The sequence below is a fragment of the Brevundimonas sp. MF30-B genome, assembly GCF_004683885.1.
GTDB lineage: Bacteria > Pseudomonadota > Alphaproteobacteria > Caulobacterales > Caulobacteraceae > Brevundimonas.
On sequence record NZ_CP038440.1, the window covers coordinates 1,576,756 to 1,597,384 of the forward strand.

21 protein-coding genes and 1 tRNA gene are annotated in these 20,629 nt (G+C 68.3%); 16 read left to right on the plus strand and 6 right to left on the minus strand.

What is annotated here, in order from left to right:
• Positions 1–309: 309 nt before the first annotated feature.
• Both E4M01_RS07900 and E4M01_RS07905 read right to left on the minus strand, forming a co-directional pair.
• On the minus strand, positions 310–681 hold the full coding sequence (locus E4M01_RS07900) for a MerC domain-containing protein (protein WP_135067045.1): 372 nt from the start codon (positions 679–681) through the stop codon (positions 310–312).
• A 201-nt stretch (positions 682–882) separates the two neighbouring features.
• Positions 883–3,000: a TonB-dependent receptor domain-containing protein gene (locus E4M01_RS07905; RefSeq protein WP_135067048.1), complete on the minus strand. Its 2,118-nt coding sequence runs from the start codon at positions 2,998–3,000 to the stop codon at positions 883–885.
• 123 nt (positions 3,001–3,123) lie between these two features.
• On the opposite strand from E4M01_RS07905, the gene E4M01_RS07910 reads away from it, so the two are divergent.
• Together E4M01_RS07910 and E4M01_RS07915 are read left to right on the plus strand one after the other, a co-directional pair.
• Positions 3,124–3,912, plus strand: coding sequence for a hypothetical protein (locus tag E4M01_RS07910; protein ID WP_135067051.1), 789 nt, complete (start codon positions 3,124–3,126; stop codon positions 3,910–3,912).
• A complete protein-coding gene (locus tag E4M01_RS07915; protein WP_135067054.1) occupies positions 3,909–4,262 on the plus strand; it encodes an ArsC family reductase in 354 nt (117 codons plus the stop codon). Before E4M01_RS07910 ends, E4M01_RS07915 begins: the two co-directional genes overlap by 4 nt.
• Here the strand turns inward: E4M01_RS07915 and E4M01_RS07920 are convergent.
• Positions 4,249–5,070 carry an endonuclease/exonuclease/phosphatase family protein gene (locus E4M01_RS07920; RefSeq protein WP_135067057.1) on the minus strand — a complete coding sequence of 274 codons (822 nt, stop codon included), beginning with the start codon at positions 5,068–5,070 and terminating at the stop codon, positions 4,249–4,251. The genes E4M01_RS07915 and E4M01_RS07920 overlap by 14 nt on opposite strands.
• A 152-nt stretch (positions 5,071–5,222) precedes the next feature.
• On the opposite strand from E4M01_RS07920, the gene E4M01_RS07925 reads away from it, so the two are divergent.
• The 8 genes from E4M01_RS07925 (at position 5,223) to chrA (ending at position 12,610) form a co-directional block, all read left to right on the plus strand.
• Entirely contained in the window at positions 5,223–5,624 is a 402-nt protein-coding gene (locus E4M01_RS07925) for a DUF6249 domain-containing protein (protein ID WP_135067060.1), read from the plus strand.
• A 24-nt stretch (positions 5,625–5,648) separates the two neighbouring features.
• A complete protein-coding gene (locus tag E4M01_RS07930) occupies positions 5,649–6,200 on the plus strand; it encodes an RNA polymerase sigma factor (RefSeq protein WP_135067063.1) in 552 nt (183 codons plus the stop codon).
• The gene (locus E4M01_RS07935; RefSeq protein ID WP_135067066.1) at positions 6,190–6,594 is read left to right on the plus strand and encodes a hypothetical protein; all 405 of its coding nucleotides are present in this window, start codon (positions 6,190–6,192) and stop codon (positions 6,592–6,594) included. The genes E4M01_RS07930 and E4M01_RS07935 overlap by 11 nt, the downstream gene beginning before the upstream one ends.
• Entirely contained in the window at positions 6,595–7,431 is an 837-nt protein-coding gene (panB, locus tag E4M01_RS07940; protein WP_135067069.1) for a 3-methyl-2-oxobutanoate hydroxymethyltransferase, read from the plus strand.
• A gap of 93 nt (positions 7,432–7,524) precedes the next feature.
• Entirely contained in the window at positions 7,525–8,277 is a 753-nt protein-coding gene (locus tag E4M01_RS07945; protein WP_135067072.1) for a tetratricopeptide repeat protein, read from the plus strand.
• Positions 8,278–8,300: 23 nt separating this feature from the next.
• Positions 8,301–9,728, plus strand: a complete 1,428-nt coding sequence (locus E4M01_RS07950) for a PQQ-binding-like beta-propeller repeat protein (RefSeq protein WP_135067075.1) — start codon at positions 8,301–8,303, stop codon at positions 9,726–9,728.
• Between the two features lie 20 nt (positions 9,729–9,748).
• The gene (der, locus tag E4M01_RS07955) at positions 9,749–11,362 is read left to right on the plus strand and encodes a ribosome biogenesis GTPase Der (protein ID WP_135067078.1); all 1,614 of its coding nucleotides are present in this window, start codon (positions 9,749–9,751) and stop codon (positions 11,360–11,362) included.
• Between the two features lie 18 nt (positions 11,363–11,380).
• The gene (gene chrA, locus E4M01_RS07960; protein ID WP_245158339.1) at positions 11,381–12,610 is read left to right on the plus strand and encodes a chromate efflux transporter; all 1,230 of its coding nucleotides are present in this window, start codon (positions 11,381–11,383) and stop codon (positions 12,608–12,610) included.
• Positions 12,611–12,613: 3 nt separating this feature from the next.
• On the opposite strand, the gene E4M01_RS07965 is transcribed toward chrA, so the two are convergent.
• A complete protein-coding gene (locus tag E4M01_RS07965) occupies positions 12,614–13,357 on the minus strand; it encodes an SDR family NAD(P)-dependent oxidoreductase (protein WP_135067081.1) in 744 nt (247 codons plus the stop codon).
• Positions 13,358–13,477: 120 nt separating this feature from the next.
• Between E4M01_RS07965 and E4M01_RS07970 the strand changes: the two genes are divergently transcribed.
• Positions 13,478–14,887, plus strand: coding sequence for an alkaline phosphatase PhoX (locus E4M01_RS07970; protein ID WP_135067084.1), 1,410 nt, complete (start codon positions 13,478–13,480; stop codon positions 14,885–14,887).
• Positions 14,888–15,059: 172 nt separating this feature from the next.
• Here E4M01_RS07970 and E4M01_RS07975 read toward each other — a convergent pair whose 3' ends face one another.
• Positions 15,060–15,698 (minus strand): glycine zipper 2TM domain-containing protein, encoded by a 639-nt coding sequence (locus E4M01_RS07975; protein ID WP_135067087.1) that lies wholly within the window; start codon positions 15,696–15,698, stop codon positions 15,060–15,062.
• 154 nt (positions 15,699–15,852) lie between these two features.
• On the opposite strand from E4M01_RS07975, the gene E4M01_RS07980 reads away from it, so the two are divergent.
• From E4M01_RS07980 to E4M01_RS08000, 5 genes are all read left to right on the plus strand, one after another.
• Positions 15,853–17,100 carry a class I SAM-dependent RNA methyltransferase gene (locus tag E4M01_RS07980; RefSeq protein ID WP_135067090.1) on the plus strand — a complete coding sequence of 416 codons (1,248 nt, stop codon included), beginning with the start codon at positions 15,853–15,855 and terminating at the stop codon, positions 17,098–17,100.
• A gap of 65 nt (positions 17,101–17,165) precedes the next feature.
• The gene (locus E4M01_RS07985; protein ID WP_135067093.1) at positions 17,166–17,471 is read left to right on the plus strand and encodes an ETC complex I subunit; all 306 of its coding nucleotides are present in this window, start codon (positions 17,166–17,168) and stop codon (positions 17,469–17,471) included.
• 21 nt (positions 17,472–17,492) lie between these two features.
• Positions 17,493–17,569: transfer RNA gene (locus tag E4M01_RS07990), tRNA-Arg, on the plus strand.
• Between the two features lie 46 nt (positions 17,570–17,615).
• Complete coding sequence (locus E4M01_RS07995) at positions 17,616–18,125, plus strand: DOMON-like domain-containing protein (protein ID WP_135067096.1); 510 nt, start codon at positions 17,616–17,618, stop codon at positions 18,123–18,125.
• Positions 18,122–19,324 carry an exo-beta-N-acetylmuramidase NamZ domain-containing protein gene (locus E4M01_RS08000; RefSeq protein WP_135067099.1) on the plus strand — a complete coding sequence of 401 codons (1,203 nt, stop codon included), beginning with the start codon at positions 18,122–18,124 and terminating at the stop codon, positions 19,322–19,324. Before E4M01_RS07995 ends, E4M01_RS08000 begins: the two co-directional genes overlap by 4 nt.
• Here the strand turns inward: E4M01_RS08000 and E4M01_RS08005 are convergent.
• Positions 19,321–20,610: an NAD(P)/FAD-dependent oxidoreductase gene (locus E4M01_RS08005; RefSeq protein ID WP_245158340.1), complete on the minus strand. Its 1,290-nt coding sequence runs from the start codon at positions 20,608–20,610 to the stop codon at positions 19,321–19,323. The genes E4M01_RS08000 and E4M01_RS08005 overlap by 4 nt on opposite strands.
• Positions 20,611–20,629 lie beyond the last annotated feature (19 nt).

A 20,629-nucleotide genomic window follows, 5' to 3' on the forward strand; every position in this document is an offset into this window, starting at 1 on the left:
GAACGCGCCTGCGTCCATTGGGATTGGCGCGGCCGTCACTGCACGAGCGTTCATGGCGTTGGGCTTCACGGTCGGTCTCTACGCCCTTTCGATCAGTCTCGCGCTGAGCGGAAGGTCCCGGTCCTGCGGGACCGGATTGACCACAAGCCTCATTGGCGGCCTGGGCATCGCACTTGCGACGATGCTGATCTTCAGTCTCGGGGCCTAGGCTGTCGCCACCTGCGCGGGGGTGAAACCGGCCTACCCCGCAAATTTCGATGTCCGCTGTTGGCGTGAAGAAGCCGCTCGGAGCCTTGGGCGCGTACCCGCTTAGGCACATGTCCGGCGTTGCCGCCAGTTGGCGAGGTGGGCGGCCGCGAGCAGGAGGCTTCCCAAGACCGTGACAGCGGTCTCGGCCTCGTGGTTGGGGAACTCTGCTGCACCGGCTGTCAGCAGTGCCAGGCCCGCGACCGCTAGGCCGATCAGCCAGGGCGAGCGGGGGAGGACGCGTGCGAAGGTGAAGGCTGAGACGGGCGCGGCCCCGGCGATGAACAGCCAGTGCACCCACTCGGCCTCAGCCCAAGCGCCGGCGAGCGGCAGCAGAGACGCCGCCAGCGGCAGGGCCAGGCAGTGAATCAGACAGAGCCCGGACAGCCCGAGGGCCAGGCTGTCGCCGAGGGCGGCGGAGCGGTTGACGGACATGGGGCGAGCCTCTTCGTGGTACATTGTGACGCCCTTGGATGCGACGGGCTCCGCATAGCGTAAGAGAAATCGGTTCGGTCAGCCGCCGCGGGCGTCGGCCGCACGGCTTGGGCGCCGCTCGTGGCGGCTGGACCGCGCCCTGCAGACCTTCGTCTCAGGCCGACGGCGGGCGGGGCGCCTTGTGTGGACGCCCCCAACGGCTCAGAACCGGGTGCGCAGGCCCAGCACGACATTGCGGCCGCGCATGGGGGCGAGGGTGGAGATGAAGGAGGCGTGGTTCAACGCCGTCTCGTCCAGCAGATTGGAGCCGCGCACGAAGACCTGGTTGCGGAAGCCGCCGATGTCGAAGTCATAGGCGACCGTCGCGTTGACCATGTTGTAGCCCGGGGTCTCGCGCTCGAAGTCGGCGATACGGTCCTGCTCGAAGACGCGGATGTACTCCAGGCTGCCGGACCAGGGACCCTGGAACAGGTCAGTGCGTGCGCCCAGGCGTGCGGCCGGAATGCGGGGCAGGGCGCCGCCTTCGTCCAGGCTGGCCCGGACGTAGTCGCCGAAGACGCTGGCCGACAGGTTCGGGCTGAAGGCGTAGCGGATGTCACCCTCGACGCCGGTGAAGGTGGCGTCCTCCTGCGCATAGCGGATCAGGCGGAAATCTTCGAACTGGTCCAGGGTCTGGGCGTAGATGTAGCCGTCATAGGCGTAACGGTAGGCGCTGGCCGAGAAGGTGAGCGGCCCTTCGGTCTTGCGCAGGCCGATCTCCAGCGACACGGCGGTTTCTTCTCCCAGCGTCGCCGTGCCGAGTTCGAAGGTGTTCGTCGCCAGGTGGACGCCGTGGGCGTAGAGTTCCTGGACGTGCGGGGCCCGCTGCGATCGGGCCACGTTAAAGGTCGCCGCATAGCCCGGCGTGAAGGCCCAGTTGGCGCCCAGCGAGGCGGAGAAGGGCTTGTGCTCGACATCGGGCCGGCCGAGAGCGCTTGTCTCCTGCCACTCCTGGCGCAGGGCGCCCTCGAAGCGCCAGTCGCCCATGACATACTCTTCAAGCAGGAAGATCGCCGACGACTTGGTGTTGCTGGGCGGAATGAAGGATTCAGCGCCCACGGCGGCGAAGTCGGTGTCCGACGACTGCACGCCGATGACGCCGCGCAGGCCCCCGATCGGGGCGTGTTGCACCTCCAGACGCAGGTCGTGGCCCTTGTTGGTGAAGGTGGTCGAGACTTCGCCGTCGTCGATCTCGTCATGGCGATAGTCGGTGTAGCCGCCGCGGAAGCGGACGCGCTCGACCCCGGCGAAGGGATTGCGCAGTTCGCCGCGCAGGTCGACGCGCCGGCTGATCAGATCGACGACCGGAACGTGGCCTTCCTCGCCATGATCATGGTCGTGATCGTGGTCGTCCTCGCCGTGATCGTGTCCGCCGCAGTGCAGGCTGGAGCCGTGGGGGTGGCAGGATTCATACTCGTGGCTGTGACCCGGCAGTCCATAGCGGCTCTGCTGTTCGGTGAAGGCCGCGCCGAGATAGCCGCGCGAGCCGATCCACGAGGCGCCCAGAGTCGCCGTTCGCGTGCGGTTGAACGAACCGGCCAGACGGTTGAAGCCCTCGTCTTCCTCGTGGGCATGATCGTGGTCGTGACCCTCGTCCTCGTCGTGCCGGGGCGGGGTGTAGAAGGGCAGGCGATAGTCGTCGGTGCGACGCGCCGCCGCCTCGATCCGCAGCGCGAAGTTGCCTGCCCCGACCGTGGCGCCCACGACCCCGGCGCGCTCGTCATCCGCCGTGCCCAGCCGGACCTCGGCGACGCCGTCGCCGCCATCGCCAGGGATCGCGGTCGGCACCTTGCGGTCGATCAGATTGACCGCGCCGCCGATGGCGCCGCCGCCATACAGCAGGGCGGACGGTCCGCGCAGGATCTCGATGCCCTCCAGCAGCAGGGGCTCGCCGGAGACGGCGTGGTCCGGCGAAACCTCCGAGGCGTCGATCAGGGCGGCACCGTCGCTCAGTACCTTGACGCGCGGGGCCGTCTGACCGCGGATCACCGGGCGGCTGGCGCCGGCGCCGAAGGTGTCGGAGTTGACGCCGGGAACGCCGCTGAGCGTTTCACCGAGAGTGGCCTGGCGGCGATGCACGAGGTCGTCGCCCGAGACCAGGACAACATTGGACACTACGTCGTCGCGCGATCGGCCGAGGGGATCGGCCGTCACCACGACGTCCGCGACCTGGGCCACAGGCCCGGCCTGGCCGGCCTGGCGCGGAAGGACCTCAGCCTGGGCGGCGCCCGACAAGGCAAGGGCGCTGGCGGCGGCGAAGAGGGCGGTCTTGTTGATCATGGTGTCCCCGAAGTGATGACTTACGCGACTGATATGTTATATCATATCAACGATCAACCCGCCGGCGTCCTGCGTCGGGCCGCCGCATCCGGGGGCTGCGGCGCTATGCGCTACGGAGACTCCATGACATCCAGCCTGTTCACCCACATCGAGACCCTGCAGGGGGAGCGCCCCTGGGGCGCCTTTCTGGATGCGGGGACCGGGGTGAACTCCGCCCTCTGGGGCCTGGGCCTTAAAACGGACAGCTGGACGGGGGTGACGGGTGCAGCCGGTCATGCTAAGCAGGTCCGCGATCGGGCGGGCGAGGCCCTTGAGGCGCCGAGGCGTTCGCTGCTGGTCGACAACTGGGTCAATCCTGCCTTGCTGAAGGGACAGGTGTTCGACACCGTGCTGGCCGACTATCTGGTGGGCGCCGTCGAAGGCTTTGCGCCCTATTTCCAGCGCGATCTGTTCCGGCGGCTGGCGCCGCATGTCGGCGGGGTCCTGTATGTCGTCGGTCTCGATCCCTACGTCGTCGGACCGGCCCAGACCGATGCAGCCCGTCTGGTGCGCGAGGTCGGTCGCCTGCGCGACGCCTGCCTGCTGCTCGCCGACGAGACGCCCTACAGAGAGTATCCGGCCGAATGGGTTCAGGCGTCGCTGACGGACGCCGGGTTCACCGTCACGGACGCGCGCCGCTTCCCGAATCGTTATCGTGAGAAATGGGTTCATGGGCAGCTGGACATGGCGCTGCGCCGGCTTCCCAAGCTGCAGAACCGCGAACTGGCCTCGGCCCTGGCTGCAGACGCCGAACGGCTGCGTGAACAAGGCGTCAGGCTGTGCGCCGCGCAGGACGGGCTGCGGGCCGGCTTCGACTATGTCATCGCCTGCAGGCCGCGCGCCTTCGAATATTTAACCAAGGAGATCGGATGACCTTCGTGCTTTTCGGCATTCCCAATTGCGACACTGTGAAAAAGGCTCGGGTCTGGCTGGACCAGGAGGGCGCGGCCTATGTGTTCCACGATTACAAGAAGCAGGGCGTCGAAAGGGCGATGCTGGAGCGCTGGATCGCAGCTCACGGCTGGGAAAGGGTGCTGAACCAGGCCGGTACGACGTTTCGAAAGCTGTCGGACGAGGCTCGTCAGGGGCTGGACGCCGACAAGGCGATCGCGCTGATGCTGGAGCAGCCGTCCATGATCAAACGACCGGTGTTGGAGCGTGATGGGCGCGACAGCCTGATCGGCTTCAAGCCCGACGCCTACGCCGCCTTCATCGCAAGCTGAGGTCGGCGACCACGCCGAAGTGGTCGGACGGATATTCGCCGTTTGTCGGTCGATCGCCGATCAGGCGCGCGCCGCGCACCACGAACGCTTCGGGCTCGACGAAGATGTGATCGATGACCCTGTGGTCGTGGCCCTTGGCCGGGTTCAGCGTCGTCTCGACCGCGCCGTCGGGCAGGGCGCTGATGAAGCGCGGCGGGGCGAATGAGGCCAAGCCGGCGTCGGAGAGCGGCGCATTGAAATCTCCCATGACGATCAGCGGCGCGCCGTCTTGGGGAATCCAGGACAGCAGGTCCGCAGCCTGGGTCGCGCGGATCGCGCCTCCCTCGGGGGTGTGGTGGAAGTGGGTGTTGACCACGGTAAGCCGTCGCTGGCCCACCTCGATCACTGCGCGCAGGGCGGTGCGCGAATCGTCCAGAGGGGCCAGCCGCTTCATGTCATGCGACAGGATCGGCAGACGGCTGAGAAGGGCGTTGCCATAGCGGCGCGGCGCGCCTTCGGCGTCGGTGGAGGAGAAGACGACGCTGTACTCGCCCAGGCCCGCTGCATTCAGCGCCTGGGCCAGGGTCTCGGCCTGGTTCGGCAGTCCCTTGGCCGCGTCTTCCAGAACCTCCTGCAGGCCGATGACGTCCGCCTCGGCGTCTCGCACCGCCTGGATCAACAGCAGCCGACGCGCGGCCCAGTCCTCCATGTCATGCCAGATGTTGAAGCTGAGCACCCTGACGTCTCGGGCTCCACGCGGCGCCGTGGTGGCGCAGCCCACCAGGGGCAGGGCGGCGCCGGCGGTCAGAAGGGTGCGGCGGTTCAGCATCGCGAAGCTCCTTGTCACCAGCGGATGTAACCGGTTTCAGCCGCCTTACGAAAGTTTCATGCCCGATTTCGCATCCGTTCGCCGTCGCGGGGCCCTCTTGTGATCAGAAGGCCGCCGCATCAGGCTGGCCTAAGGGTTCAAGGGAAACTCACATGGAAGACTTCATTCCGATCATCGCCATCCTGGCCGTCTTCGGCACGATCACCGCCATCATCGTCGGGCCGACCTATCTCAAGACTCAGGAGCGCAAGGAAACGCAGGAGACGGTGCGCCGCGCCATAGAGAAGGGCCAGCCGCTGCCGCCCGAGGTGATCGAGGCCATGAGCCGCGACGTGACCAAGAGCCTGCCGTCGCGCAGCCGCGACATTCGCCGCGGCGTGATTTGGCTGGCGGTCGGCATCGGCCTGGCGGCGTTCAGCGTGGTCAGCGACGTCGGCGGCAGCGACTGGAGCGGCAACAACTTCGACAGCAGCCTGCTGGGCGTCGCCTGCATCCCCGCCACCATCGGCCTCGCCTTCATCGTCCTGAGCTTCTTCAACAAGAACAAGGACTGAGCCGGGGCGGCGGGGAGAACCGTCATGGCCGTATCCTATCGGGATATGCACGACGTGGAGCTGGCGGCCCAGGCCGCCGCCGGCGGCCGGCGCGAGTTCGGCGAACTGGCGCGACGTCACGGCTCGGCGGTGCGGGGTCTGTTGCGCCGCATGGGCGCCGACCCGTCGCTGGCCGACGACGTGGCCCAGGACGCCTTCGTCGTAGCGTTTCAGCGCTGCGCCGAATATCGCGGCGAGGGTACGTTTTCGGGATGGGTCAAGCGGATCGCGGCTCGGCTCTATTTGAAGCGACGCGCCAAGGAAGCGCGGTACGTCGAAGAAAACGCGTCGGAAGAGGCTGCGCCTGTCGTCGACACGCCGGGTCTGATGGACCTCGACGAGGCGCTGAAATCCCTGAGCGAGGCGGAGCGGCTGTGCGTGTCCCTGTGTCACGGCGCCGGTCTGTCTCATCCCGAAATCGCGGCGGCCATGAATTTGCCGCTGGGCACTGTGAAATCTCATGTCAAGCGTGGTCTGGATAAACTTCGCGCGCGGCTCCAGCCGGAGCTCGTCGGGAGGGTCGCTCATGTCGTCTGACGAGTTTGATCCCATGATCGAGAAGCTGTTCGCGCGACAGGCGCCGATGGCCGACGCCGATCTGTTCGCCGCCCATCTGGAGAAGCGGCTGGCGCGGGGCTCGGGCGTCCGCGCCCTGGTCCTGGGTGGAGCGGGGTTGGTCGGCGGGGTGTTGGCGCTGCGCGAAACGGTCGGCAACATTTCTTTCTCAAGCGCCGACCGACTGATTGGCGACGCGACGATGACGCGCGGGCTGGAACAGGCCAGCATGGGCGTGCAGGCGAGCCTGGATCAGTACGGTCTTTCCCAGCTGTCGCTTGGGTCCATGGGCGGAATGCAGCTATTCTGGATCACGGCCGGCGCCATTCTGGCGCTGTTGGCCGCCGGCGTGGTGAAGCTGTCCCAGGAGACCTGAATGTCCAGCCAGAAGCCCGAGACGGTCCGCCGTCTGGCCGCACCCGACATCACGGCCCGCAAAGGCAAGGCGCCCGTCGTCTGCCTGACCGCCTATGACGCGCCGACGGCGGCGCTGCTGGACGATCACTGCGACCTGCTGCTGGTCGGCGACAGCGTGGGCATGGTCGTTCACGGCCTGCCGAACACCGTCGGCGTGACTCTGGAGATGATGATCCTGCACGGCCAGGCCGTCATGCGCGGCTCTAAGCGCGCCATGGTCGTCGTTGACATGCCGTTCGGCAGCTACGAGGGCGGCAAGGAGGTCGCCTACGACAACTGCGCGCGGGTCATGAAGGAGACGGGCGCCCAGGCGGTGAAGCTGGAAAGCGGTCCGACCGTGCCCGAAACCATCGCCTATCTCGTCCAGCGCGGAATCCCAGTGATGGGCCATGTCGGTCTGCGGCCTCAGGCCGTGCTGACCGAGGGGGCGTTCAAAGCCAAAGGACGCACCGACGACGAGCGCCTGCGCGTCATCGCCGAAGCCGAAGCGACCGCCGACGCCGGCGCCTTCGCCATCGTCATCGAGGGCACGGCCGAGGGCGTGGCGCGCGAAATCACCGAAACGATCGACAAGCCCACCATCGGCATCGGCGCCTCGGCGGCGTGCGACGGGCAGATCCTGGTCACGCCCGACATGCTGGGCCTGTTCGACTGGACGCCCAAGTTCGTGCGCAAGTACGCTGACCTGCGCGGAGAGATCGATCGCGCGGTCGCCGGCTACGCCGAAGACGTCAAGGCGCGCCGTTTTCCTGCCGAAGTCGAGACCTACTTCTCGAAAAAGCCGGTTTCGTCCTAAGCGCCGCGTTGCGGGGACGCAGGCGACCTTCTAGGGTCCGGCCGGTTTTGGCGCCCCGTCGGGCGTCCATAGAGATTCTGGGGCGACGTTTCCGTGGTTGATGTCTTCGAACAGGTCGAGGAGGAGCTTCGCTCCGAGCGCTTGAAGCGCCTGGCCCGGATCTGGCTGCCAGTTTTCGGCGGCGTCCTGCTTATCGCTCTGATCGCGGCCCTGTCGTGGTGGGGCTGGCAAAGCTGGGAAACGTCCAAGGCCGACAAGGCCTCGGCCGCCTATGACCGCGGTGTCGAGCTGCTCGAGCAGGGCAACGCCGCCAGCGCCCGCACGGCCTTCGAGGAAGCCGCCGACGTGGGCAACGGCGCCTATAGGGCCCTCGCTCTGATGCAGCAGGCCGGCATCGAGCTGAACGACAATCGGCCCGCTCAGGCGGTGACCTTGTTCGACCAGGCCGCCGACGCCGTGCGCGACCCGATCATGGCCGACGCAGCCGCCCTGAAGGCCGCCTTTCTCGTGATGGACACCGATGCGTCGCTGGCCGACATCGAAGGTCGTCTGACGCCGCTGGCCGGCGATGGCCGGCCGTATCGGGCGTTCGCGCAAGAGGCGCTGGCCCTGGCGCGGATCCAGCACGGTCAGATGCAGCCCGCCCGCGACGCGCTGGTTCAACTGCAGCTGGGTCAGGACGTGCCCGAGCAGGTCCGGCAACGCGCCCAGGCCGCCATCGAGTCCATCGATTCCGGCACGGCCTCGGCCCTGGCAGGCATCGTCGCAGCCCAGGCAAGCCTGCCCGCTCCCCAAGCCCCCGCCGCCGACGCCCCCGGCGTTCCGCCGGCCCCGGCCAACCCGTAAGTGACCATTCCAGGATGTCGTCGATGAATCGCGTGCTCAAAGTCGCCCTGGTGTGCGGCGTCGCCCTGACCGTCGCCTCGTGCGGGACGGTGCGTCGCGCCCTGCCGTTCGGCCTCGGCGGCTCCGACGCTCCGCAAGCGACCGCAAGCGAGGGTCAGCGCATCTCCATTCTGGAGTTCGAACAGCAGCTGGCGCCGTCAGCCGCTCTGTCGGGCGCCGACTTCTTCCTGCCCGGGCCGCAGGCCGTGACTGCCTGGACGCAGCCCGGCGGCACTGCTGAAAATCTGACCGAACATGTCATCGCCGCCCCCGATTTCGCGGTGGCCTGGCGGAGAAACATCGGGGAGGGCGCGCGCCGGCCGGGTCGCGTGATGTCTCCGCCGGTCGCGGCGGACAACCGCATCTTCGTTCTGGACGGCGATTCGACCGTCACCGCCGTTGCGGCGGACACCGGCGCGGTTCTGTGGAAGGCCAGCGTCCTCCCCGATGGCTCGGAGCAGGGGGACCGCCTGCTGGGTCTGATACCGCGGGGCGGCTCCAGCCGCCTGACGGGAGGGTTCGGCGGCGGCGTGGCCGTGGGCGCAGGCCGCGTCTACGTCACCTCGGGTTATCGCACGGTGACCGCGCTGGACGCTGCCACCGGCGCGGAGGTTTGGCGTCAAAGCGTCGACGTGCCGATCCACAGCGCCCCGACCTTCGCCGGCGGGCGTGTCTTCGCGAGCGACATCGACAGCCAGCTGTTCGCTTTCAACGCATCGACGGGCGCTCAGGAGTGGCTTTACCGCGGCATCGCCGAGCCAGCCCGGATCATGCGCGCCTCCAGCGTGGCGGTCTCGGGCGAGACGGTCATCGCGCCGTTTTCGTCGGGCCAGGTGGTCGCCCTGCGCGCCCTGAACGGTCAGCCGGTCTGGGAGGAGGTGCTGTCACGCACCAGCCGGACCAGCGCCCTGTCGGAAATCCGCGATGTGGCCGGCCGTCCGGTCATCAGTCGAGGCGTCGTCTATGCCGTCAGCCATTCGGGCGTGATGCAGGCGATGGACCTTCGCTCGGGCAATCCCGCCTGGTCGTTGCCGGTCGCTGGCGTGAATGCGCCGCTGCCTGTCGGCGACGTCGTGTATGTGGTGTCCAAGGATGGTGAGTTGACCGTGGTCAACCGCGCCTCGGGCCAGGTCTACTGGACGCGCGACCTGAATGAGGGGCGCGTTCGTCGTGAGGGCGGCTTCCTCGGTTTCGGTCGTCGCACCGTGCGCCCCGAATGGTCAGGCCCTATCCTGGCGTCCAACCGCCTGGTGCTGGTCAACTCGGACGGAGAGGCCGTGGCCTTCGATCCGAAGACGGGCGCCCAGCAGGCCAGTGTGCGTCTCGGCGCTGCCGCCTTCATCGCGCCGGCCGCCTATAACGGCGCGCTGTACATCCTCACCGACCGGGGTGAACTCGTCAGCCTGCGCTGAGGGGTCTATAGGCTGACATCATGGCATTGAAGGTCGCCATTGTCGGCCGCCCAAACGTGGGCAAGTCGACGCTGTTCAATCGTCTCGTCGGCAAGCGCCTCGCGCTGGTCGATGATCGTCCGGGCGTGACTCGCGACCGGCGCTACGCCGACGGCAACATCGGCGATCTCGATCTGACGCTGATCGACACCGCCGGCTACGAGGACGTCACCGACGAAAGCCTTGAAGCCCGGATGCGCGAGCAGACCGAGGCGGCCATGGACGACGCCGAACTTATTCTATTCATGATGGATGCGCGCGAGGGCGTGACCTCGCTGGACCGCATCTTCGCCGAGCGGCTGCGCAAGGTTCAACACAAGCCCATCGTTCTGCTGGCCAACAAGTCGGAGAGCCGCGAATCGGGCGGCGGCGTGGGCGAGGCGCACGCCCTGGGCTTCGGCGAGCCCGTGGCCATCTCGGCCGAGCACGGCGAGGGCATGGCCGACCTGTACGCCGCCATAGTCGCGGCCTCGGCCGACATCTTCGTCGAAGAGGTCGATGCGCCCGACAAGCCGATCCGCATCGCCATCATCGGCCGCCCCAATGCCGGCAAGTCGACCCTGGTCAACCGCCTGATCGGCGACGACCGCATGCTGACCGGCCCCGAAGCCGGCATCACGCGCGACTCCATCTCGGTCGACTGGGAATACGAGGGCCAGGCCATCCGTCTGGTCGACACCGCCGGCATGCGCCGCAAGGCCCGCGTCAACGAGAAGCTGGAGAAGCTGTCGGTCGCCGACACCATCCGCGCCATCACCTTCGCCGAGGTCGTGGTCCTGGTCATGGACAAGGACGACGCCTTCGACACCCAGGACCTGCAGCTGGCCGACCTGGTCGAGCGCGAGGGTCGGGCGCTGGTTTATGTCGCCTCCAAATGGGACCTGGAAGAAGAGCCCCAGGCCCGCATGGCCGAGCTCAAGTCCCTGGCCGAACACAAGCTGCCGCAGCTGAAGGGCTCGCCCTTCGTCGCCCTGTCGTCGCATAGCGGTCGCGGCGTGGACCGGCTGATGCCGGCGATCCTGAAGGCGTATGCGACCTGGTCCGTGAAGGTGAAGACCAAGGACCTGAACACCTGGCTGGCCATGGCCACTCAGCGCCACCCGCCGCCCGCCGTGGACGGCAAGCGCGTGAAGCCGAAATACATGGCTCAGACCAAGGCCCGTCCGCCGACCTTCGTCCTGATGGCCAGCCGCGCCTCGGACATGCCGGAGCACTACAAGCGCTATCTGATCAACAGCCTGCGCGAGAGCTTCGATCTGCCCGGGACGCCGATGCGGCTGACCGTCAAGTCAGGCTCGGCCAACCCCTACGCCGAGGGCGGCGCCAAGTCGGGGCCAGAACGCTACAAGGGCGCCGCCAAGACTGCGCCGCGCAAGGTGCAGAAGGCCGAGAAGCTGTCGAACCTGCCGGGCAAGGCGCTGGAGCAGAAGAAGACTCGCAAGCACCAGCCCAAGATCGTCAGCGGCGTGAAGGCCTCTTCGTCCAAGAAGGCCGGGTCCAGCATCGCGGTCCAGAAGGGCGCCCGCGGCGGCGCCCGCCAGGTGTCACGCTCAGGCCGCATCCGCACCGGCCAGAAGGGCGGCGCCAAGCGCTGATCGGGAGGCGCGGGGACGATGGTCACGTCAGACGCCCTCGCCGAAGACGGCGACCGCAGGCCTTCCATCAGCCTGGCTCGGCTTTTCCTGCTGTTTCTATCGTTCGGCTTGCTGGGCTTCGGCGGACCGGTGGCGCAGATCGCGCTCGTCCGAAGACGGCTGATCGAGCGCGAAGCCTGGATGCCTCCGGACCGCTTCGACCGCCTGCTGGCGGTGATGCAGGTCCTGCCGGGCCCCGAGGCGCACGAACTTTGCGTGCACATGGGCATTCGGGCGCGCGGGCGGTGGGGCGGTTTGGTGGCCGGCCTGGGCTTCATGGCGCCCGGCTTCGCGCTCATGATGGGCCTAGCCTGGTTCTATTTCGCGATTGCACTGGACATTCAGGGCGTCGCCTCGGCGCTTTTGGCGGTCCAGGCGGCCGTACTCGCGGTGATCGTTCGGGCAGGCTGGAAGATCGCGGGACATGTCCTGAACCGCTTGGGGCTGGCGCTCCTTGCGGTCGTCGCCCTGGGGTTGACGCTGGGGGGGGTGAGCTTCTGGCTGGTGCTGCCCGCCGCCGGCGCCGCCTGGGCGCTGACGCAAAGCGGCCGACTACGCGCCGGCCTTGGGCTCATGATGGCTGCGGGCGCGGTCGGCCTTGCCCTGGCCTGGCGTGACGGGGCCGCCGGTGGACACGCCAGAGCGCTGGTCGAGGCTGTCACAAGGCCGGGTTCGGAAGCGCTCGGCCTGCTGTTCCTGAGCGGGCTGAAGGTCGGACTTCTGACCTTTGGCGGAGCCTACACAGCCATCCCTGTTCTTCGCGGAGACGCCGAGCGAGGCGGTTGGCTGTCAGACGGGCAGTTCCTGGACAGCGTCGCCCTCGCGCAGGTGATTCCCGCACCGCTGATCATCTTCGCCACCTTCGTCGGCTATGCGGCGGGCGGACCTTGGGGCGGATTGGCGATGACGGCGGGCGTGTTCCTGCCGGCCTTCGCCTTCTCGATGATCTTCTATGATCGACTGGAAGCCGTCGTGGATAACGCCCGACTGCACGCATTCCTGGACGGGGTGTTCGCCGGCGTCGCCGGCCTGATCGCGGCGACGGTCGTTCAACTGGGCTGGAGCCTGTGGATCGGCGAGCCTTCGGCGCGCGTCGTCCTGGCGATGGTGTTCCTGGCCTCTCTGGCGGCGGTCTGGGCGTGGCGCAGCGCCATGACCATACCTGCCGTGGTGATCGCGGCAGGTGTGTTAGGCGCTGCAGCGCTGTAGACGTCAGCTTTGGGCGGTCCGCCATTCCGAAAAGCGGATCGTCAACGGCGGCTCGCGGTCGGCGCGCGCCAGCTCGACCACCAGGGGGCCGATTTCCGAGGGATGGGGCAGGGTCTCGGGATCTTCGCCGGGATAGGCCTGGGCGCGGAGCTGGGTCCGCATCCGGCCCGGATCGACGATCGACACGCGGATGGGCATGGACTCGGTTTCGTCGGCCCAGCACTTCATCAGCGTCTCGGCGCCGGCCTTGGTCGCCGCATAGGGCCCCCAGAAGGCGCGGGGAACCGACGTCAGGCTGGTGGTTAGATGAATGACGCGCGCCGCTTCCGAGGCTTTGAGCAGGGGCTCCAGAGAACGGATCAGGCGGTAGACGCTGGTCAGGTTGATCTTCTCGATCTTGGCGAAGCCGCGCGGATCGGCGTGGCTGACCGGCGTCAGGCCCTCGGCGCCCATGGTGGCCGCGGCCTGGACCCAGATGTCGAGCCGGCCGAACCGCTCGAACAGGGCGCCGCCCAGCCGATCGATGCCGCCGCCGTCCACCAGATCGAAGGGGATCAGCGTCGCGTGCTTGCCGGTGGTGGCGAAGATCTCGTCGTCCAGCTCTTCCAGCGCGCCCTGGGTGCGGGCGACCGCGACGACGTGGGCGCCGGCTCGGGCCAGGGCCAGCGCGCTTTCGCGGCCAATGCCGCGCGAGGCGCCGACGACCAGGGCGATGCGTTCGGAGAGGGGGAGGGATGCGTCCGTCATGGCGGCCTCTTAGCGGCTTGCGGCGGCGGCTCCAAGGTTCGCAAAAGCCTCACATCCCTGTCGCATCCGGATCACCGCCTTGTCGGACAAGCCGCCAACCTGAACAGCCGTGAGACCGCCATGCGCATGGATCGACGCAGCCTTCTGACCGCCGGCGCCGCGACCCTGGCGTTTGGCGGCTTGGGGCGCCGGGCGATGGCCCAGGCGATGGGCGGCGAGACCTATCTGAACGAGGTTGCGGGCTACGGCCCGCTGAGACCCGACCCGGCGGGCGTTCTGGATCTGCCGGACGGCTTCTCCTACCGCGTGATCTCGAGTCTGGGCCAGGTGATGGACGACGGCTTCCTGGTGCCCGGTCAGTTCGACGGGATGGGCTGCTTTCCGCTGGAGGGCGCGCGTGTCGCCCTCGTGCGCAATCACGAGCTGAAGCCGTCGTCGTCCAGTCACTGGAACCGCACGGCCTGGTCGGACGACGCCGGGCGCCTGCGGCGGCTGGACCCCGCAAAGGCCTATGGCCGCACCAGGGCCGGTCAGATCGTGCCCGGCGGGACGACCACCATCGTCTACGATCTGGAGACGGGTCAGACGGTGCGCCAACATTTGAGCCTGGTGGGCACCAGCACCAACTGCGCGGGCGGGGTGACGCCCTGGGGCAGTTGGCTGAGCTGCGAGGAGACCGAGGAGCGGCCGGGCACCGCCAATGTCGCCCAGAACCATGGCTATGTCTTCGAGGTCCCGGCGCGCGAGACGGGCCTGGTCGACCCCCAGCCTATCAAGGCCATGGGGCGGTTCGATCACGAGGCCGTCTGTTTCGACCCGGCGACCGGGATCGCCTATCTGACCGAGGACAAGGCCGACGGCCTGTTCTACCGTTTCATCCCGGCGGTTCGAGGCAAATTGCTGAAAGGCGGCAGGCTTCAGGCCCTGGCGCTTCGCGGCGCGCCCGGCGCGGATACGACCAACCACCAAACCCGGCTCTGGGACGTCGGTGACTGGCGAGAGGTCGAATGGATCGACCTGGACGAGATCGACAGCCCCAACGACGACCTGCGTTCGCGCGGCCGAGCGTCGGGCGCGGCCATCGTGGCGCGCGGCGAGGGCGTGGATTGGGGTGACGGCGAACTCTATCTGACCGCCACCTCGGGCGGTCCGATCAAGCGGGGACAGATCCTTCGCTATCAGCCGTCGGCGCACGAAGGCACGGATCGCGAGCCCGAGGCGCCGGGGCGGCTTCAGCTGTTTGTCGAAAGCGCCGACGAAAAGGTCATGAACATGGGCGACAACCTGACCGTCGCACCCTGGGGGCATCTGATCGTGTGTGAGGACAACTACTCCGACGAAATCCGCAATCACCTGAAGGGTGTGTCGCCGGACGGCCGCGTCTATACGCTGGCGCGCAACGCCACGGGGGCCAACTCCGAGTTCGCCGGGGCTTGCTTCTCACCGGACGGTTCGACGCTGTTCGTGAACTTCCAGCACCCGGGCCTGACCTTCGCCATCACCGGGCCGTGGGATCGGGTTGAAGCCTGACACTGCCAAAGCCGCGAGGCTCCCCGAGCCGAGCATAGCGGCCGACACCCAGCCGTCGCTCAAGCCGCGAGGCTCCGCGAGCCGAGCATAGCGACCAAAAAAAGAGAAACCGCCGGAGGATTTCTCCACCGGCGGCTCCCGTCACATCGTCGATCGACAGGGGGGCTGATAATTAATCGACGACGCGATAGCGGCCGTACTGGTCCGGGCAGGTCCGCACGTAGCGGGTGTCTGTCCGGCCGTCGGGAAGGCGGATGCGGCTTTCGGCCAAGCGGCAGCCGGACTGATCTTGCCAGCCGCCCGAGGGGTAGCCGGTGACCCCGGCGTAACGATCGTCATAGCCGTCATAGCGCCGCTCTTCGTAGCGCACAGGCGGCGGGCTGTAGGCACGGTCTTCGTACCGGTCGTAGCCGTAGTTCTGACCGTAGTAGTCATAGTCGCCGGCGCGATTGTCGTAGGCGCGGGTGTCGCAGTAGGCGGAACTGTTGTTGCGGCCGACGCTGCCGCCAACAACGGCGCCGAGCACGCCGCCCAGGACGCTGCCTTCGGTGCGACGACCGCGGGCCGCCACTTGCGAACCGGCGACGGCGCCAAGCACGCCGCCGATCACAGCGCCGGCGCCTGTGCGGCCGTCGCGTTCACGCACGCACGGGTCGCCGTATCCGTAGCTGGACGAACCGTAGGACGACCCGTAGCCGTAAGGTTGGCTGTAGCCGTAGGACTGCGCCGAGGCGGGAGCGGCGGCGGCCAAGGCGGCGAGCGCGGCGGCGGCGACGGCGGCGTTGCGGGGCAGGTTGGCGATGAAAGACATCTGTTCAAATTCCTTTCCAGACCTGGCCGCAGAACGGTTCCGGCCCCCATCTGTTGCATCGAGGAATAGGCCTCCGAAGCTGAACAGGTTTTGAGCGGGCCGTTCATCTTCGTTCATGTTTCGCATCGCGCGGCTTTGGCCCTAAAGAGCCGCCATGACCGCCACCTTCACGATCGACCGCATGGGCCACCAGGGCGACGGAATCGCCGACGCCGTCGACGGGCCGGTGTTCGCGCCCGGCACCCTGCCGGGCGAGACGGTGCGTGGCCTGCTGGGCGAGGATCGTCGGCTGACCGACATTCAGATCATCGAGCCCAGCGCGGATCGGCGGCCGGTGCATTCCGAAGCCTATGCCGAATGCGGGGTCGCGCCGCTGCAGCACTGGGCCGAAGAGCCCTATCTGGCTTGGAAGCGCAGCCTGGTGGTCGAGACCTTGCGCCGCGAGGGGCTGGAGGCCAAGGTCGAGGCGACCGTGGCCACGCCGCCCGCGACGCGGCGGAGGCTGGCTCTGCACGCCCGACGCGGTCCCAAGGGGCGGGTGCTGCTCGGCTTCAAGGCGCGCAAGTCCTGGCGGCTGGTGGAGATTACGGACTGCCCCGTGTCCGATCCGCGTCTGACCGCGCTGCTGCCGGCTCTGGCGCGGGTGGCAGACCCTTTCCTGAGCCACCCCAAGTCGGCCCCGACCCTGCATGTCACCCTGACCGACACGGGTGTGGACGTGGACATCACCGGGGTGGAGAAGAAGTCTGGCGGCCCCAGCGGCGACGCGGCGGCGCGGGCCATCGCCGAGGCCGCAGCCGCCGATCTGGCGCGCCTCAGCCTGGACGGCGAGGTGCGGATGATGGCGCGTCAGCCGCGCGTCACCTTCGGCCGGGCCAGCGTACCCCTGCCGCCCGGCGGTTTCCTGCAGGCCTCGCCCCAGGCGGAGGCGGTGATGGTCGAGCGGACCATGGCGGCGACCAAGGGCGCCAAGCTCGTGGCCGACCTGTTCTGCGGGGCGGGGACCTTCACCTTCCCCCTGGCCGAGCAGGCCAAGGTCATCGCCGCCGATTCGTCCGGCGCCGCCATCGCCGCCCTGAAGGCCGGCATCGGAACGGGCTCGGGCCTGCGCACCATAGAGGCCCAGGCGCGCGACCTGTTCCGCCGCCCCCTGTCGCCCTTTGACCTCAAGGGGTGTGAGGCGGTGGTGTTCGATCCGCCGCGCGCCGGGGCGCTGGAGCAGGCACGCCAAATCGCGGACGCCAAGGCCGGCGTGGTGGTCGGCGTCTCGTGCAATCCGACCAGTTTCGCACGCGACGCCCGCATTCTGGTCGACGCCGGATTCCTTCTCGAGACTGTCACGCCCATCGATCAGTTCGTCTGGTCGACCCACGTCGAACTCGTCGGGGTGTTCCGCCGCTAGACCCCGGCCGCGCCAAGGGCTATTCACCGGCCTCGTTTTGGAACCCCATGCTCGCAGGAGCCGCCATGCTCGCCCGCATCTACAGACCGGCCAAGACGGCGATGCAGTCGGGCAAGGCCAAGAGCCTGGCCTGGCGGCTGGAGTTCGAACCGGCGTCGGCCCGGACCATCGACCCGTTGATGGGCTGGACCAGCTCGTCAGACATGAACGGCCAGGTCCGCCTGACCTTCGACACGGCAGAGGAGGCGGTGGCCTATGCCGAGCGCCACGGCATCCCGTTCCGACTGCACGAGCCGCAAGAACCGCCGGTCATCATCAAGGCCTACGCCGACAACTTCGCCCCCAACCGCAAGCAGTCCTGGACGCACTGAGCCCTGACTGCCACCGCCAGGGCGCCCGTAGCTCAACCGGATAGAGCATCCGCCTTCTAAGCGGACGGTTGCAGGTTCGAGTCCTGCCGGGCGCGCCACGGCCAATGGTTTTGACAGCCCCCGCGCATGCGCTAGTCGGAGGGTATGCGTCTTGCCCTTATTCCGCACCCGAGCACGGCCGAAGTCGGCGGACTGACGCTGGAGGTCGAGGTGCGTCGGGCGGGGCGGATGCTGAGCCTGGAGTATGCGGTCGGGGGACCGGTAGAGACGGTGCGCTGGCCGCAGAGGGCTGCGCGTGTTCGCACCGACGGGCTGTGGCGGACGACCTGTTTCGAAGCGTTCGTGGGGGCGGGCGCCGGCTATGCCGAGGCGAACCTGTCGCCATCGGGGGCGTGGGCGCTCTACAAATTTGACGGCTATCGGGACGGGATGCGAGCGGTCGAGGCGCCGGCGCCGTTCACCGTCGTGCGTCAGGCGCCGGGGCGGGCGGTGCTGACGGCCGATGTGAAACTGCCGCCCGAGGCGACGGGGCCGATCGGGCTGTGCGCGGTGATCGAGCGGTGGGACGGGGCGATCAGCTATTGGGCGCTGGCCCATCCGTCGGATAAGCCGGACTTCCACCATCCTGAGTCCTTCGCGCTGGAGCTGCCATGAAGTTCGGCCTCGATCGTCTGTTGTCCGATCCGGCGCTGCGGGCGCCGCTGGCCGGGCGGCGCGTGGCGCTGCTGGCCCATCCGGCCTCGGTCACGGCGGACTTGACCCATGCGGTGGATGCGCTGGCGGCCTGCCCGGAGATCACCCTGACCGCCGCCTTCGGCCCGCAGCACGGAATGAAGGGCGATCTGCAGGACAACATGATGGAGAGCCCGGACTATCGCGATCCGGTCCACGGCTTTCCGGTGTTCAGCCTGTATGGCGACGTGCGCCGCCCGCGCGACGAGTGGATGGGCGAGTTCGACGTCCTGCTGGTCGATCTGCAGGACCTGGGGTGCCGCATATACACCTATGTCACGACGCTGCTGTACGTGCTTGAGGCGGCGGCCAAGCACGGCAAGACGGTGTGGGTGCTGGACCGACCCAATCCGGCCGGGCGGCCGGTCGAGGGGCTGACGCTGAAGCCGGGGTTCAAAAGCTTCGTCGGCGCCGGACCCATGCCGATGCGGCACGGCCTGACCATGGGCGAGCTGGGCCGCTGGTTCATCGACCACTTCGGCCTGGACGTGGACTATCGCGTTATCGAGATGCAGGGCTATGACCCCGAGGCCGGGCCCGGCTTCGGCTGGCCGCTGGGCCGGCGGGAATGGGTCAATCCCAGCCCCAATGCGCCGAACCTCAGCATGGCGCGCGCCTATGCCGGGACGGTTATGCTCGAGGGTGCCACGCTGTCGGAGGGGCGCGGCACGACCCGCCCGCTGGAGCTGTTCGGGGCACCCGACATCGATGCGCGGGCGGTGATCGCTGAGATGCAGGCGCTGGCGCCCGACTGGCTGGGCGGCTGCGTCTTGCGCGACATGTGGTTCCAGCCGACCTTCCACAAACACGTCGGCCAGCTGTGCTCGGGCGTGCAGATCCATGTCGAGGGGCCTTGGTACGAGCATAAGGCCTTCAAGCCGTGGCGGGTTCAGGCGCTGGGGTTCAAGGCGATCCGGCGGCTTTACGGCGACTACGACCTGTGGCGCGACTTCCCCTATGAATACGCCTTCGGCCGCCTGGCGATCGACACCATCAACGGCGGGCCGGGCCTGCGCGAGTGGGTGGACGACGCAGAGGCCACGCCGGGTGATCTGGACACCCTGACCGTGCCCGACGAGCGGGCGTGGGAAGAGGCCCGCAGACCACACCTGATCTACTAGTGCAGCTTCAGCCGTCCCGAGACGCGGCGGTGCAGCAGGCGCGACAGGGCCAGCAGCGCCGTCCGGGGAACGCCCAGGATCGAGCGGTGGTGGTCCAGGTGCAGCGCCATATAGGCCCACTTGGCCAATAGGCCCTCGATCAGGAAGTTCGAGCCGCCCAGCCCGCCCATCAGCGAGCCGACGCCCTGGTCGTCGCCCAGCGACACCAGCGAGCCCCGGTCACGATAGACGAAGGGCTTGTCCAGGCCGGGGTCGAGCAGGGCGCGGCTGAGATACTGCGCCTGCTGGCTGGCGGCCTGGGCGCGGGCGGGCACGGGCTTGCCACCGGGGCCGGGCGTCTGGGCGCAGTCGCCGAGCGCATAGATGTGCGGCGCCGAGGTGCGCAGGCGGTCGTCGGTGACGAACTGGTTCAGCTTGCCGGTTTCGAGTCCAAGCTCGGCGTTGAAGTCCGTCGCCTTCACCCCGGCCGCCCAGACGACGAGGTCGGCGGATACAGCGCCTTGCGAGGTCTCCAGCCCCTGAGCGGTGACGCGCTGAACCTCCGCGTCGGTCATCAGGTCGATGCCACGCTCGGTCAGGGCGCGGGCGGCCTTGGCGGCGACCTTTTCCGGCAGACCGCCCAGGATGCGCGGCGCCGCCTCGACGATGGTGACCTTCATCTGGAAGGCCTGGTCGCCCGACAGGCCGGCGACCAGTTCGCCGTGACCCTCCAGCAGTTCGGTGGACAGCTCGACCCCCGTGGCGCCCGCGCCGACGATGGCGATGCGCAGGATGCGCTCGTCCGACACGGCGGCGGCCAGCAGGGCGGTGGTCAGCCGGCGATGAAAGGCCTCGGCGTCGGCGACGTCTTCCAGCAGGTGGGCGTGGTCGGCCGCGCCGGGCGTATCGAACAGGTTGGAGCCCGAGCCGGTGGCCAGCACCAGGGTCTGAAACCCGAGGGTGCGCGGCGGGACCAGCACCTCGCCGTCGTCGTCGCGGATCTCCGCCAGGGTGACCGCGCGCGCCTCGGCGTCCAGGCCGATCAGGTCGCCCAGCACGAAGCGGAAATGATTGCGACGGCTCAGCAGCGGATAGGACAGCCCCTCCTGATGCGAATCCAGCGATCCGGCCGCGACCTCGTGCAGACTGGGCTTCCACAGGTGAAAGACCGAGCGGTCGATCAGGGTGACGCGCCGCCGCCCTTCGCGCCGCCCCAGCCTGCGGCCGAGCCGCGCCGCAAGCTCAAGCCCGCCGGTGCCGCCGCCGATGATGACGATGTCATGGTTGTCCAACGGCTTGCGCTTCACGGCTGTCCTCCAACTGCTC

What these genes read in the sequence shown, in the direction of transcription:
- E4M01_RS07900 (WP_135067045.1), bottom strand. Translation starts at nt 681, where the DNA reads ATGTCCGTCAACCGCTCCGCCGCCCTCGGCGACAGCCTGGCCCTCGGG.
- E4M01_RS07905 (WP_135067048.1), bottom strand. Translation starts at nt 3,000, where the DNA reads ATGATCAACAAGACCGCCCTCTTCGCCGCCGCCAGCGCCCTTGCCTTG.
- E4M01_RS07910 (WP_135067051.1), top strand. Translation starts at nt 3,124, where the DNA reads ATGACATCCAGCCTGTTCACCCACATCGAGACCCTGCAGGGGGAGCGC.
- E4M01_RS07915 (WP_135067054.1), top strand. Translation starts at nt 3,909, where the DNA reads ATGACCTTCGTGCTTTTCGGCATTCCCAATTGCGACACTGTGAAAAAG.
- E4M01_RS07920 (WP_135067057.1), bottom strand. Translation starts at nt 5,070, where the DNA reads ATGCTGAACCGCCGCACCCTTCTGACCGCCGGCGCCGCCCTGCCCCTG.
- E4M01_RS07925 (WP_135067060.1), top strand. Translation starts at nt 5,223, where the DNA reads ATGGAAGACTTCATTCCGATCATCGCCATCCTGGCCGTCTTCGGCACG.
- E4M01_RS07930 (WP_135067063.1), top strand. Translation starts at nt 5,649, where the DNA reads ATGGCCGTATCCTATCGGGATATGCACGACGTGGAGCTGGCGGCCCAG.
- E4M01_RS07935 (WP_135067066.1), top strand. Translation starts at nt 6,190, where the DNA reads ATGTCGTCTGACGAGTTTGATCCCATGATCGAGAAGCTGTTCGCGCGA.
- panB (WP_135067069.1), top strand. Translation starts at nt 6,595, where the DNA reads ATGTCCAGCCAGAAGCCCGAGACGGTCCGCCGTCTGGCCGCACCCGAC.
- E4M01_RS07950 (WP_135067075.1), top strand. Translation starts at nt 8,301, where the DNA reads ATGAATCGCGTGCTCAAAGTCGCCCTGGTGTGCGGCGTCGCCCTGACC.
- der (WP_135067078.1), top strand. Translation starts at nt 9,749, where the DNA reads ATGGCATTGAAGGTCGCCATTGTCGGCCGCCCAAACGTGGGCAAGTCG.
- chrA (WP_245158339.1), top strand. Translation starts at nt 11,381, where the DNA reads ATGGTCACGTCAGACGCCCTCGCCGAAGACGGCGACCGCAGGCCTTCC.
- E4M01_RS07965 (WP_135067081.1), bottom strand. Translation starts at nt 13,357, where the DNA reads ATGACGGACGCATCCCTCCCCCTCTCCGAACGCATCGCCCTGGTCGTC.
- E4M01_RS07970 (WP_135067084.1), top strand. Translation starts at nt 13,478, where the DNA reads ATGCGCATGGATCGACGCAGCCTTCTGACCGCCGGCGCCGCGACCCTG.
- E4M01_RS07975 (WP_135067087.1), bottom strand. Translation starts at nt 15,698, where the DNA reads ATGTCTTTCATCGCCAACCTGCCCCGCAACGCCGCCGTCGCCGCCGCC.
- E4M01_RS07980 (WP_135067090.1), top strand. Translation starts at nt 15,853, where the DNA reads ATGACCGCCACCTTCACGATCGACCGCATGGGCCACCAGGGCGACGGA.
- E4M01_RS07985 (WP_135067093.1), top strand. Translation starts at nt 17,166, where the DNA reads ATGCTCGCCCGCATCTACAGACCGGCCAAGACGGCGATGCAGTCGGGC.
- E4M01_RS07995 (WP_135067096.1), top strand. Translation starts at nt 17,616, where the DNA reads ATGCGTCTTGCCCTTATTCCGCACCCGAGCACGGCCGAAGTCGGCGGA.
- E4M01_RS08000 (WP_135067099.1), top strand. Translation starts at nt 18,122, where the DNA reads ATGAAGTTCGGCCTCGATCGTCTGTTGTCCGATCCGGCGCTGCGGGCG.